General features: G+C 57.1%; 13 protein-coding genes. 9 read left to right on the top strand and 4 right to left on the bottom strand.

Annotated features, from left to right (window positions below; translation table 11 throughout):
* Positions 1-451: 451 nt before the first annotated feature.
* Entirely contained in the window at positions 452-1,510 is a 1,059-nt protein-coding gene (locus ACKLNI_RS05125; RefSeq protein ID WP_413717965.1) for a recombinase zinc ribbon domain-containing protein, read from the bottom strand.
* A gap of 40 nt (positions 1,511-1,550) precedes the next feature.
* Complete coding sequence (locus ACKLNI_RS05120; RefSeq protein ID WP_413717964.1) at positions 1,551-2,681, bottom strand: DUF8173 domain-containing protein; 1,131 nt, start codon at positions 2,679-2,681, stop codon at positions 1,551-1,553.
* Between the two features lie 559 nt (positions 2,682-3,240).
* On the opposite strand from ACKLNI_RS05120, the gene ACKLNI_RS05115 reads away from it, so the two are divergent.
* The 5 genes from ACKLNI_RS05115 to ACKLNI_RS05095 all read left to right on the top strand — a co-directional run bounded on the left by ACKLNI_RS05115 (position 3,241) and on the right by ACKLNI_RS05095 (position 8,503).
* Entirely contained in the window at positions 3,241-3,855 is a 615-nt protein-coding gene (locus ACKLNI_RS05115; RefSeq protein ID WP_413717963.1) for a hypothetical protein, read from the top strand.
* A gap of 188 nt (positions 3,856-4,043) precedes the next feature.
* Positions 4,044-6,626: a zinc-dependent metalloprotease gene (locus tag ACKLNI_RS05110; protein ID WP_413717962.1), complete on the top strand. Its 2,583-nt coding sequence runs from the start codon at positions 4,044-4,046 to the stop codon at positions 6,624-6,626.
* Between the two features lie 281 nt (positions 6,627-6,907).
* Positions 6,908-7,621 (top strand): hypothetical protein, encoded by a 714-nt coding sequence (locus ACKLNI_RS05105; protein ID WP_413717961.1) that lies wholly within the window; start codon positions 6,908-6,910, stop codon positions 7,619-7,621.
* A gap of 28 nt (positions 7,622-7,649) precedes the next feature.
* On the top strand, positions 7,650-8,171 hold the full coding sequence (locus tag ACKLNI_RS05100) for a hypothetical protein (protein ID WP_413717960.1): 522 nt from the start codon (positions 7,650-7,652) through the stop codon (positions 8,169-8,171).
* 5 nt (positions 8,172-8,176) lie between these two features.
* On the top strand, positions 8,177-8,503 hold the full coding sequence (locus ACKLNI_RS05095; RefSeq protein ID WP_413717959.1) for a hypothetical protein: 327 nt from the start codon (positions 8,177-8,179) through the stop codon (positions 8,501-8,503).
* Positions 8,504-8,567: 64 nt separating this feature from the next.
* On the opposite strand, the gene ACKLNI_RS05090 is transcribed toward ACKLNI_RS05095, so the two are convergent.
* Both ACKLNI_RS05090 and ACKLNI_RS05085 read right to left on the bottom strand, forming a co-directional pair.
* Positions 8,568-8,945 carry a hypothetical protein gene (locus tag ACKLNI_RS05090; protein WP_413717958.1) on the bottom strand — a complete coding sequence of 126 codons (378 nt, stop codon included), beginning with the start codon at positions 8,943-8,945 and terminating at the stop codon, positions 8,568-8,570.
* Positions 8,946-9,123: 178 nt separating this feature from the next.
* Complete coding sequence (locus ACKLNI_RS05085) at positions 9,124-9,390, bottom strand: hypothetical protein (RefSeq protein WP_413717957.1); 267 nt, start codon at positions 9,388-9,390, stop codon at positions 9,124-9,126.
* Positions 9,391-10,472: 1,082 nt separating this feature from the next.
* Between ACKLNI_RS05085 and ACKLNI_RS05080 the strand changes: the two genes are divergently transcribed.
* The 4 genes from ACKLNI_RS05080 (at position 10,473) to ACKLNI_RS05065 (ending at position 13,016) form a co-directional block, all read left to right on the top strand.
* Positions 10,473-11,591, top strand: a complete 1,119-nt coding sequence (locus ACKLNI_RS05080) for an AI-2E family transporter (protein ID WP_413717956.1) — start codon at positions 10,473-10,475, stop codon at positions 11,589-11,591.
* A gap of 443 nt (positions 11,592-12,034) precedes the next feature.
* Positions 12,035-12,241, top strand: a complete 207-nt coding sequence (locus ACKLNI_RS05075; RefSeq protein ID WP_413717955.1) for a cold-shock protein — start codon at positions 12,035-12,037, stop codon at positions 12,239-12,241.
* Between the two features lie 132 nt (positions 12,242-12,373).
* Positions 12,374-12,646, top strand: a complete 273-nt coding sequence (locus ACKLNI_RS05070; RefSeq protein ID WP_413717954.1) for a DUF982 domain-containing protein — start codon at positions 12,374-12,376, stop codon at positions 12,644-12,646.
* Positions 12,647-12,776: 130 nt separating this feature from the next.
* Positions 12,777-13,016: a hypothetical protein gene (locus ACKLNI_RS05065; protein ID WP_413717953.1), complete on the top strand. Its 240-nt coding sequence runs from the start codon at positions 12,777-12,779 to the stop codon at positions 13,014-13,016.
* Positions 13,017-13,161: the final 145 nt, after the last annotated feature.

Raw genomic sequence — 13,161 nt, 5'->3', positions numbered from 1 at the left:
ACGAGAAGCTTCGCGCCACGGCGTTTCGCCATAGCGATGGCCTCTTCGTAGGCACTGCAATCCACCTTCAGGTGGCGAAGATTGACGGGGCAGAGGATTAACTTGGTGTTGCGGGGCATCGGATCCTTTCTCAGATTTTTTTGCATCAGTCTTGCCAGATTTACCATGTGAGGCTCACCAGAAGGACTAATCAAGCATAGCACAACATGAGCTTCCGTCCGCTTCGGCTTCCGCTAGTGAGCCTTCGCTTTCTGCTTTGGGCTCGTTGCCGTCATCTGACCATTTTGATCAGATGTCGCCTCTGCCATGCATGCCGGTCATTGGGATTGGGTCCACTCTAACGCGCGTCAGACCAGGACTGGGCGTGTTCGCCTGAGGGCAAATCGTCAACGATCTGAAATGCTTCGCCGTGCAGAGCGTTGAGCGATCGCCGTGCTAAATTGTGGCCCGGTCATAGCTCCAAGACAGTTCGACAAAGCTGGTTGCGAGCCCCCGCAACCAACAAGACCCTACCAACGCCGCCCTCAGCCGAGGCGGCTTTTTTTGTTTCTGTACAGGCATACTCCAGGATATTTGCGAGTGTACCAAAAAGGATGACATCGGGCATTCCGCGTTTCTCGCCTCGGCAAACTTCGATGTGGTCTATCAATGAGCGGACAATTTCCATGGCCTGCTGGCGCGACGCGTCGTCGGTGAACAGAATTTGGAGTTCCTTTACCTTGCGGCGATAGTGATCCGCGATGTTCGGGTGGAGCACGACTGTTGACGCCGAGCCAGCCTCTCTCAGTTGCCGTTCTAAGGCCCTCTTGCGGTTCTCCAGTTCCTTGAGCGACCCCCGGACGGTGCCCGGATCGCCGTCGCCGTCGATAATGTAGGCGAGGCAGCGATCAATACCGCGTTGCACCTTGGCCAGTTCCTTTTGCAGCCGTGAGCCGTCGTTTGTTCTGGAACGCCGGAGCCGTTCAACTTCCTCCCGGTATGCGGTTGCGAATTCTTCAACCAAGTCTTGCCGGCCGTGCAAGATCTCCCGAAGGCCATCGAGTACGCGTTTCTCGAGTTCAGCGGCTTTGATGCCCACGGGGCTGGAGCAGGTGCCACGTTCCCGCTTCGCGGAGCAGGAGTAGCGCTCGCGGTTGATTATGGTCATGTTGCCACCACAGGCGCCGCAGCGAACGAGCCCGGACAGCAGCCGCTTCTTTGTCTGACGGCGGTTGCCCCGGAGCGAGCTGTAGCGTTCCTTGATCGTGATTTCGACGCGCACGGTTTGGTCAATTTCAAGACCAAGGTCGCGCAGTCGCAAATCGGTTGAGACTATCGTGTCGCAAGCCAGCTCGGCATTGTGACTGTCCTCGGCTACGACGGTGATGCTGTCGATGTCGCAGCTGTATTCTGTCATCTCGGCGCAAGCCGCGAAGGGAACAAGAAGTGCGAACCACCCCGCCAAGAGGGACAAGAGGACTCGTTGATATCCCAACTGAAACGCCCCTTTGATCCACGAAGTATCCGGCATCGATAAGGTGCGATGCCATGATCCGATTCGCTCGTGCTTGCTAGGCGCTTGGCGAGGCATCGGAGTAGAAACGCGGACGGAAGAACACGATGCAAAGAGCACCAAGCCCCGTCAGCGATACCGCCAGGATCACCAGCCAGCCAAAAAATGGAACCAAACCGACGACAGCGATCACGACCGCACCAATCGCAGCGGCAAGAGCGCGTTCAATCCATGCTCCAGGGACATCTCGCCCGATCAGGTCTAAAAAACCAACGCCCAGAGCGTAGGATCCGACAATGTAACCTGCAAATCCAAGAACTATTGCCAGAAGAATCGACATCGGAGTCGCCAAAAGACCAATCAAGGTGATCGCAAGGACGACTGTCGTTCCGATGGCAGCCGACAAGGTCAAGAAACCGAACCAAAATGAACGAAATGGCCGGGTAAGGAACATGGCCCTCATCTGCGACAGTTTTCCGGGCATCAGCGCTGCAAGTAGTGCGGCCAGAACCGTCACGGTAATGACCGTGGAGAGTATTCCGCGCCACATCGTGTCACTGCTCACACCGACTGACGTTGGGGCGTCCTCGGACCATTGCTCGATAGTCTTGCGCATGATCCGCTCCGCGGGTGCGGCCGCGTCAGGAACGTCGATTGAGTTCGGGTCGGAATGATAGATTGTGAGGGTTCCGCCGATCCTGGCTGCTGGGCCGAAGTCGATGGTATCCGCATTTACAGCCACGTCGCCATTGACGGTACTGTTAAATGTGACCCCTTGCGCTGCGATTAATGCAGCGCCGCCGACAGTTCCATTCAAGGCGACAGATTGGCCAAAGGCCCGCAGGTTCCGACCTATGTCGCCAATGTTCAACGTTTGACCTGCAAGCGTTGCACTGCCAGTCACAGGAGCACTTAATGTGACCGTCTGACCCGCTGCATAGGCGTTGCCTGCAACTGGTTGGGCCAGAGTCACCGTCTGCCCTGCCAAGTGAGCGGACCCCGATATTGGCACGGCTAGCCGGGTATCCTGAGCGGCCAGGAAGACATCATTTGCGGCACCGTCGGCGACGACCACTGCGCTGCCTCCGCCATAAAGATCACCGCCTAACCTCAGGAATTCCGGCGTGTCCTGTGCCGAAGCTAAAACTGGCGGAAAAAGAACAAGTAACGAGAAGAGTATCTTCAACATAACAGCCTCCATTCAATCAACTGAGCAAAACTCTCGCTCCCGGGGCAGTTCCCAACAGTGAACTTCTCGCATGATGACGGATGAAAGCGGAATGATTTAGCTCAATGCACCGGTTTCAAAGGAAGCTTCGTCCGCCACTCGGTCATTACCCTCATTTTTGCGAATGTCCGCTGCTGTAAGAAGCGGCCATTGGCCGAACCGGGACCCGTCCGTTTGGAAGCGAAGGTCAGCTTAAGTTGGCAAAGCCGACCTCAGACAGAATAGGCTCGACGACCGCATTGCGGACGAAGCCGTCGTTGAAGATGGAACCGCCTATGGCCCCTTCAACTGCAAAATCGATTTGGTCCGACGTAAGCAGCGTTCCAGACTTAGACCGGCTACTTCCGGCCCGAAGCGGACCGTCGTCACATGCGGTTACACCGACGGACGCTCTTCAAGTAAGCACCGCAAGCAGCGTTGAGCGGAAGGTCTAGATATCTGGAAATTTGTTGCGTTTAGTCCGAAGGTACGTTTCTAAGCCGCGCCGCACCGAATTGGCGCCATTGCTGGAGAGCCAACCATGCGAAGTGCGCTTCTTGGTGCTGTCTTTACGTTTGTTTTGGGCACTGTCACTGCGGGCATCTTCCTTCATTTGCGGGTCCAGACACTCGCCTCCGTTGATTTCCGGATTTCATATCCGAGTGTGCCGGTCGAGGTCACGGAAGCCATAAAGGCGGCTGAGGCTCGATATTATAGCCAGGAGGGGATTTCGCGTCGTCTGTTTGAAGAAGCAGAAGACATGCTCGCCCTCGTTTGGCCAGGCGGTGTGACCGCGCTGAACCTATCGGTCGGCCCATATCGCATTAAGGCAGACACAATACAGAGCCTGCTGCCTTGGGCAATCGAAGAGGGCTTCTTGACGTTAATTGATGCCGAACCGGAACGGGCGCTCTCCGCAATTGCGTATTTCTCCGAGCAACCAGCGCTTGCCGACTGGGGGGCAACAGTTGTGCTTGAAAATCTGCGCTGGCGCCATCCCAACCTGCGGAAGATGTCTTGGGATCGAATATCTTCGGATCCACAGCTCATCGCGAAGCTCTACAGTGGCTACATGGGCGCGGGCGGTGACTGGGCGACTTGGGAGTCTACTCTGATGCCAGGCCCAGAGGCTGTTCGCAGAATGGATCTGAACTGATCGCATTCGTCTCTCGTTCTCATGGAAGCGTCAAAGCTTCAATTCCGTCGACGTGGCCTTGGCACGCAGACGCGCCTGAGAAAAAAATACAGGTCGCCGGGAGTCATCTGCCAGTCATGACGCGCATCTATCATTGACGTCAGGTGGCACGCATTGGCAATCTTAGGTAATTTCTACTGGGGATCACCATGAAGTGGACCGTTCTTTTTTCGACCGCCAGCATGCTGGCAATGCTGCTTGGAAATCCGGCAATCGCGCAGGATGATGATACGACAACTTCGCCTCTAGAAAGTGAACAGACGGAGGTCGACGCGCCCGATCCCTTCGCTCAGCTTGTAGCCAAAGGAAAGCCGCTGGGGGAAGGGCCAGCGCAGCTTTACGATCTCGAGGGGCGGACTTTTCTTGTCCTGCCGCCGGAACTGCTTGACCGGCTCTTCATGTGGTACGCGGAAGCGGTCAGCTTGCCGGTCGGCGTGGTCAGCATGGGCGGCAATGCCATAGGAGAGACAATCATCAGACTTGAACGCCGAGGTGACACGATCTTCGTTCGCGATCTTGCTGGAAAAAGTGCGCGCCGTGCCGTCGCGTCAGAGCACGACGACCATGTCGAGGCGAAGCTTGCCCCGATCCAGATCGCCGTCGAAGGTGTCACGCTGGGGCCCATCCTGTTTGGTCTGCCTATCGCGGGAGAGGGGCCTGACGGAGAGATCCTTCTCGATCTCACTGACGTTTTTTCGGGCGATATCGGTGGTCCAATCACGGCGGGAGCGGTGCTTGCGGGCCCCTTGGGCCCACCGGCCGCCGATCCAACGAGATCCTGGATCGACCGCGCCCGCTCTTTTCCGGAGAACATATCAGTCCGCTCGCACTTGACTTTCATTGGTCAGGGTGGCGCGCAATCGATGATTGTTGGGCATTCGCTGGCTTTGCTTCCGGAGGTGCCGATGACACCCCGTGAAGCCGACCCACTAATGGGATACTTCAGCACGTCATTCGTTGAGTACGGAAACGATGCTCCGGTACGCGACGTCACATACATTCTGCGCCACAGACTCGAGAAAGCCGACCCCAACGCCACGGGTCTGTCCGATCCGGTGGAGCCCCTCGTTTACTACATCGGCCAAGGTGTGCCCGACCGTTGGCGCCCCTATATCAAGGAAGGCATAGAGATGTGGAACGTGGCCTTCGAGGCCGCGGGCTTTTCGAACGCCATCGTAGCACGGAATGCACCGACACCTGAGGAAGATCCCGATTGGTCAGCCGAGGACGCCCGCATCAACGTCGTGCGTTGGCTGCCACAAGAAATGGCTAACGCAATGGGTCCGGTGCATTACGACCCTCGGTCAGGGCAAATTCTCGGTGCGCATATCCTCGTTTGGCCGTCGGTCGTCCCGTTCTTCGAAACCTACTACTATCTTCTTCATAACGCGGTCGACCCCGAGGCGGACACCCTGCCGCTCTCGCCCGAGAAGCAGGGCGAACTGATGCGCTATGTGATCGCCCACGAGGTCGGTCACACGTTGGGACTGCGCCACAATCACCTTGCTTCGACTGTCTGGAGTATCGCGCAACAGCGCGACCCGGCCTTCATGGCAGCAAATGGGCCTAACGGATCAATCATGGCATATGGTCGGTGGAACCAGGCTGCCCAGCCAGATGATGGTGTGCAAGATTTCTACCCCATGATTTCAGCCTACGATCGCCTTGCTATCGAATTCGGTTATCGCAATTTCGGCGGCGAAGAGGCGACCGAAGTGGGGCTCAAAGAATTGATCGAACGCTCCCGCACTGATCGTATTCTGAGGTGGGCGGCAGCCGAGATGGCATCGGAGTCCCGACAGGGCAGTGACCCGCGCCTTCAGCGAGAGAACACTGCGGCCGATCGAGTAGAGGCAACACGTCTCGTCGCGGAACGCCTCGATACGGCTCTTGGCAACCTCCCGCAGGCAGCGGGCGGGAACGACGCGGTCATCCGTGCCGCATATGATCAGGCGCTGTCGCGCTATCTCACGTTCGTTCAAAGCGTACTCTCGAACGTCGGCGGCGTCTATGACGAACCCGCGAATGTCGAGCGGTACCGTCCGGTGCCCGCCGCTGAACAGCGTCGTTCGGTGCGCTTTGTGCTTGAAGAGGTGCCAGAGGCGCTCGAGATTTTCGAGCGCACTGAGCTTATCGACCGCCTGGAGCCGATCGGTGCGCGCCTGACACTTGACGGCGCCGCCTCGCAGGCAGTTTCGCTGCTGCTGAGCGGTGCGCGGCTGGGAACGCTGGACGAACAGCAGCGCCGCGATCCATCAGCCTATGGGCCCCTTGACCTAGGAGATGACATGCTCGCCGCTTTGTTCAGTGACCTCGGGCAGGACGACCCACGCAAGCGCGCCATGCAGACCGCGTTTGTGCAGGGGACCTGGCAGGTCCTCGTCGCCCCGCCGACTCCAAGGGGTGCGCTAACGCTCGTCGCCGCACTTTTCGGGGCAGATGCCGACCAACTCAACGCGCAGGCCTCGACCGGGGCTGAGACGGCATTCCCAGCCTGGGCACGCGCGCGACTTCCGCAGTTGGCGACACGGCTGAAAGCCGCAGCTGGAGACAGCGACGACCCGGCCATATCGGGACACTACGAGGAACTCGCGCGACGGATCGATGCTGCGCTCTCGGGCGACACTCCACCGAGTGTTGCCGACGCGCTTGGCGCCATCGGTGGCGGCATGAACCTGACAGATATCCCGACCCAATCTGGGCCGCTGACCGACACAATGCCTGTGAGGTGAGACAATGAAGACCGGACTCTCCGTTCTTTCGCCGCGGGCTTGATGGCTTTGCCTGCCTTGGTCCCAGACCTTCGAATGCCCGCGCCACTTCGTGAGAGAGTCGAGGCCGCGACGGAGGCACGGACGCCCTTGGATAACGGTGAGTTCGCTCTGGAATGGAGCACGGTTTCTCGTTTAGATTTCGATGGTCACCTGCAGCCTGACGAAAATGGAAGGGATCACTTATGAAAAGACATCTAGTAGCCGGCGCGGTCCTCACAATCTTGATGTCATCTCCTGCCATGGCTGACTGGAACTTCAGTGGACCGCCCAATGCCAACGCCTTCATTCAGACGGGCAACATGACGCTGGAGTTGCAATGCGATCGGGTCCGTTTTGCGCCAGCAGGTTATGAGGACTCGCAAGACATCGTTTCCAAGCAGGGCCTGTCCTTTCGGTTCATGAAGGATGGTTCGACCGAGGTAGGTGCGTTTCAGGCAGGATCGATGAATGCGGATATCTCGCTCGTCGACAACTATCCTGTTGAGGTCCGTTTCTTCGATCAGGGCGACTATGATTTCGTTTTGGATCAGATCGCGCAGAACGCCGTTCTGAACCTTTCAATGGCTGATCAGGATGTCTCTTATGGCATCTTTACGCTTAAAGGATCATCTGCGGCGGTCAGATCCCTGCGCGCTTCCTGCGGCTCCACCGCTTCGGCATCACAGAGCATGGAGGCGCCAGAAGGCATTGTGTATTGCGGTGGCGGTGCCGTTCAGAGGGTCATCGAATATGCCATCGTTGGACAGCCGGGCGACCAGTGGGATGCCGTTGTGACCGTCAATGGCGAGACTGTTCGTGCCATGACCTCGTACAGCTATTTCGGAAACTCTCAGCCGCCGGCAGGTTTTCAGGTCGCGCTCCTTGGCGAAGACCGGTCAGAGTTCCTTGTCTTCAGCGATGGCGGACGGAATTGGCTCGAGTTTGGCGACTACACCTACGACCAGTGCAACTGAGGCACACGGAAGGGCTGGAGATACGAACATGGGTAGCCAACTGGCTGGAAATGGCAATCGCGCGGGTTCCAGGGGTTGGGCGGCTGCTCTCTGTGCTCTCTCTGTGGCCTTCTACACGGCCTCGGCACACGCGCAGGATTTGTCCGTGCTGCCCGCACAGTTTCTTGAAAGAGTCGAGGCCGCACAGCAGGCATGTTCGGGTATGGAGAACGGGCAGTTCGCCCTTGAATTTGGGGCCGTTCACCGCGTCGATCTCGATGGAGACATCCACAGGGACTGGGTTTTGGACGAAGCCGGGTTCGCCTGTTCTTCCGCCGTATCACTCTATTGCGGAACGGGCGGTTGCGTGTCTCACTTCCTGATCGAGGATCGTATGTTTTCGCTTCTCAATCAGGGATGGGACATGGCGAACATTGGCCCATTCCGCGTGCTTTTGGCGGATGTGCATGGCTCGCAATGTGGTGGGATCAACCCAACGCCCTGCGTCGTGGCCAGTGTTTGGGATTCAGATGAAATGGTCTGGCGCAGCACGGGTGCAGTGTGGGAGTAGAATATATGAAAAGGCGCCTCGAAAAGGTCATGCGTGCCATCTGTGCCTGCGCTTTGGTACTGACGGTGACGGGATGCGTCGGAACCGCTCCAGAGGTCGCGATCAGCGAACCTGACCCGGATCTGAACTTCGTTCGCGGTTACCGAAGCATTGCGGACGAGTGCCAGCTTGTCGGCGAAACGGAGTTCACTGTCGATTTCCTCGACGATGCGGCCGATCTTGTGGCCTGTCCGACGGGAAGCGAAGCAATGGCAAGCCTAATGGCGGAAACGGGAACGCCCGTAATTACCCAGACCAACAGCTTCTCGTTCTTTAGCATTCCCTACCGCTGAACCACTTGCTTGCTCTGGGCAATGAATGGCCCGTGTAGTCGAATAGACTAGGACAACTTCTGAACTAGTCCGCAACATCCATCGAGAAGAAATAGGTCGCGCACATAGTCTGGTCGGCAGCGCTTGTAGGCGCCTCAATCCCAGTGAACATTGCGATGCCAAGATAGCTGAAACCGGAGCCTTCCTCGTCCCAGGCTGCCATATAGGTTATTGGCTGGTCGCCACAAAGCGTGTTTCCCTGCCGCAGGGGTCCGACATCCCCTGATACACGAAATACCTGAGCAACAGGCACATCTCCGGACGCGCCCCAATTGCCAGCAGCCCGAGGGTTATGAACTTCGAGATCAAGAAACCTGCCAGTTTCGAAAACCATTCGTTTGGTGGACAAGATCACTGGGCCGGTAATTGCCATCGTCGTCTTGCTGTAGGGATTGAAAGCCATGGATTCTTCCAAAAGCGGTTGGGATGATGCAGGGCCTCCCAGCAATCCCATAGCAACAAGCGGCACAAGAATCGATCGGCACATTTGAGTTCCCATTGTGCGAGGTGGTCCAACAGCCAACCATTCGAGGGGCGAGAGCCAATGCACCGCCCCTCGTACTGACTGCAAAAGGCGCGTCTCACATGCGATTGAACGCGATGATTTGGTCGTCCGAATTCACGGAGCATCGGAAGGTCGTTCCGCCAGCATAGACAGAGTAGTTCCGTGTTCCGAAGGCATCGAAATTGATCGGGCTCGCCGAGGTCTGATCGTAACTAACCCGCATGAGCGATGCTCCACGCTCGCGACACTCAAATGCGCCGGGGTCTTCAATTGCGTCGCCAACTTCCACGCATCCCGCGAGTGCCACTGCAACCGTTCCCGCTGCCATTATTCGTCCGATCATCCGTCTTCCCTTCAGCCGTTACTTCCGATTCACGCTATTGGAACCGTTCCATGGCACGTGATGCTATGGGGATCACTCCAACTTTCAAAGTATCTTTTGGTTTGGGGAAGTCTCTATGCCGCGAAGCGCATGGTTAGGTATAAATCAACCGATGTCTCCTTCGAGCACGAGCGGTAGGGCGAGACGTCGGCTCGGGCCTCCTCCCTGTCCGACCCGGTCGACGTCTCGCATGTGCGGCGGGATGATAACCGCGACGCCTGATCTGACCGGGATTCGATAGATACAGCAAGAGCGGAAATATGCGATCTGGCGCGCTCGAGGTTGGGCCCGGGCGATAGAACGAGGCGTCTGCTCAGTCAGGTTAGCGGAAAGACCGGGCAGACACCTCGCCCGCGCAGTATGTCCGTACCACCAAACTCATTTGACAGGGGATCGCGAGGCGACGGAAGGGCGAAAGTATGCAGTTTACGCGATCGTGTTCGGCGAAAGTGTTTGGGCGAGGCGGCGGCACCAGGTGGCACTGGTAGGATTGGACAGTAACCGCCGCCTCGTCCGCGCGGCCGAAAGATGGCTGCTAGTTGCGTGTGCCGGGAAGGGCCTGGCACAGGAAGGGCGGAAATATGCGTTTGCTGTCCTGTTGCCTAATCACCCCCTTGTAGCGCCCGATCTCACACGCAGGCTATGGTGCGAGACGCCGGCCGGGCCGGAAAGGGATGGGGTCCGGTCCGACGCCCCGCTCCTGCGCCGTATCAATCCCGCCAAGGACATTTGACGGGCCTCGACGAGAAAACGGAAGGGCGGGAATATGCGAGACTCGATTCTCCCGGCCTTTGCGCGGTCGAATTCGCCTGCGTCGCAGATCTGCCTCGAGCAAGGTACGCAAGACGCCGGCTAGATCTCTTTCTGTTGGGTGGTTCCCGGGATTTGACTGACGAAGCATTCGCTGAAACCGAAGTTGGGACGGAATACCGTGTTCAGTATGTGGTCTTCTATATAGACTTTGTCCGATAACAATCACGCTCAGCTTTCGGATGTCGGGGGCTTGTGATGAGAGATTGGAGATAGAAGCAGGCGCTAGGGCAATGGAGAATTCAAAACACGCAAATTCACAAGACAAGGACCATCCCAGCAGCAGCGTCGACCGCGCCATCGCAGTTGTATTGCTGGTTCTACTGGTCGCTTTGGCGGTCCAAACTGTCTTGCCCCTGATGCCTGCGCTGGTCTGGGCACTTATCCTTTCAGTGGCGCTTGCCGGTCTTCACCAGAAACTGACCACCTTCGCAGGAGGAAGGAGATGGGTGGCTACCGTCTTGCTATCCGTTCTGCTGGTCATCGTTCTCTTGATTCCACTCACCGTGGTCGCGCGAACGCTTCTTTCCATCTTGCCCGTTGTGGCCAATTGGATCTCGGAGACCTCGAATTCGACCAGTATCGACGAACTTGCCATGCCGACTGGACAAAACTTTGTCGAAGTCCTACGCCGAGACATCGCCATCGCTGCCGGACTATTGTCGGAGGAACTTCGGAGCGCCGTGGCATGGGTTCTTGCCGACCTGAAGCTTGTTGGGGTCTTTTTGGCAGAGTTCGCGTTGGGCCTCTTTCTAGCCGTCGCTCTTCTGCAGGCCGGGCCACTCATCTCACCCCTCATTGCACAGACTGCAAGACGGCTTGGTGGTGAATTCGGAACGTCGTTGGCCGAAAGGGCGAGACTTGCGACCCGCGCCGCGGTTCTGGGACTTTTGGGATCAGCCCTGGTGCAAACCATGGCGGCATCGCTCGCCTATTGGGCAGCAGGAGCGCCGCATTGGCAACTTCTTGCACTGGCGACCTTTCTGCTTGCCATGATTCAAATTGGCCCGCTCTTGATATTCATACCCTTTACGATTTGGCTCTGGCTCTCGGGCGAGACGTTGACAGCAGTCATCGTGGCCATTTGGGCGATCGCTGTCGTCGCAACGATCGACAACGTCATCAAGGCCCTTGTGATTTCGAAGGGAACTGAATTGCCAGCTCTCATTGCATTGATTGGCGCCATCGGAGGCCTTCTTACCTGGGGCATCATTGGTCTCTTCGTTGGCCCCGTTGTCGTTGCCGTCTCTTACGATCTACTCAGGTACTGGATCGAGGGTACGCGAGAGCCGGTGTTTGAAAAGAAGGTATCCGAGAGCACCGCTTTGAAGGCCGGTGATAAACCCAGCTAAGGCTGCGTGGAAGACATAGACGCCTTGAGGCTGAGTGATTGGTATGAATTCTGCTTTTGTATTCCCTGAACGGCAGTTTCGTCCGCAATCCGGTCATCGAGCCTGATCCGGCGAAGGTCAGCCATCCGTGAAAGCAGGCATTCCCGCCGACAACCGCGCCGCGACGACCGCCGATGACTGGATATTAGGCGAGAACAGTCATCTGACTAAAAGCGTCGGATGTCTCAGGAGAGCCCGAAGGCGACCTGGCCAACAAAACCAATGGCTTCTTTTCCCTGCTCTCTGAACTAGGCACTTGAAATGGAGCCTTTGGGTGTCCATCTAGATCGAGCAAGGCATCTTCTTACGACCTTCTGTTTCCTAATGGCCTCAGTCGTTCCTACGATGACACTGAGCCGAGCTATCGCATTGTGCGGATGGCAATCAATTTAGGAGACATCACGATGGCCAATGGCACCGTGAAATGGTTCAACACCCAAAAAGGTTTTGGCTTTATCGCCCCAGAGCATGGATCGAAGGACGTTTTCCTTCACATTTCTGCTCTTGAGCGCGCAGGTCTGAATCAGCTGGCCGACGGTCAAGCTGTGACTTTTGACGTCGAAAGCGGGCGGGATGGTCGTGAATCCGCAACCAATCTTTCACTGGCGTAGGCCGACGTTGGACTAAGACGTTGGACTAAACTGTGAGGCGGGAGCGGTCTTCGAGCTGTTCCCGTCTCTTCTTGTTAAAAGACCCACAATTCCTCAGAGCTGGTCATCTCGAAAATTAACGAAACGGAAAACATGATAGAAACTCACTGGGGAGACCCCATCACACTTGTCTTGTCACCGGAAGGTGGCACTCAAAAATTCTCAACCGTTGAACAAGCATCTTACTGGCTCCGCAAGAAGTGGCCGGTTGCCAACCAAGATAGAAATTTCGCACTCGCTCAGATTGATGCCGCAATGCATTGTCTGGTACCCGTTGGCTCGGCCCGCAAGGCATTCATCTCGGCAGCAAAGACTGCTGGTTTCAAACTGGACCACGCGGGCGCCGATATAGCAGCCGTCTTTTAATACTGGGCGATCAACACCTGCGTTACGCGCCAATTGACGCCTACAATCCGGGCGCGCGAAACCTCCACTCTTCCCAAGCTTGGCTACCCGCGGCGCGGCCCCAGAACCCATCCGTCAAGGAGATTGAAAGATGACCAAACTTACAAAGACGACTTTGTTCAAAGCCTCTAGACCCAGCAAGGAAACGCTGATGGATAAGACCACGCGCGTCGTGAGAGAAATCCTCGACGAGGAAACGGAACAGCGCCAAGTCAAAACGTCACGCCTTCGTAAGGCCCGCCTCGAGAGAGAAGCTGTTCCGCCGGTCGACGCTATCACCTCAACGGTCAGTGGGGCGCGCAAGAAGCCCCGGGCAAAGCCCGCCAAATAGGTCCGGACAGCAATGCTATTCACCGCCTGACTTTCCGGAACCGCATGTCACGATGTGCCGAAACCGAGCAGCGTAGTGTTTCGTCGAATGACCGCAAGTCCGCCCTGCAGACAACCGGGCAGTGAAAATCGCTGAGCCAAAGATG

The organism is Silicimonas lutimaris, from assembly GCF_047314965.1.
In the GTDB taxonomy this organism is placed as follows: Bacteria; Pseudomonadota; Alphaproteobacteria; order Rhodobacterales; family Rhodobacteraceae; genus JAVJUV01.
The sequence above is the reverse complement of the archived record's forward strand: the minus strand, read 5'-3'. Positions and strand labels throughout refer to the sequence as shown.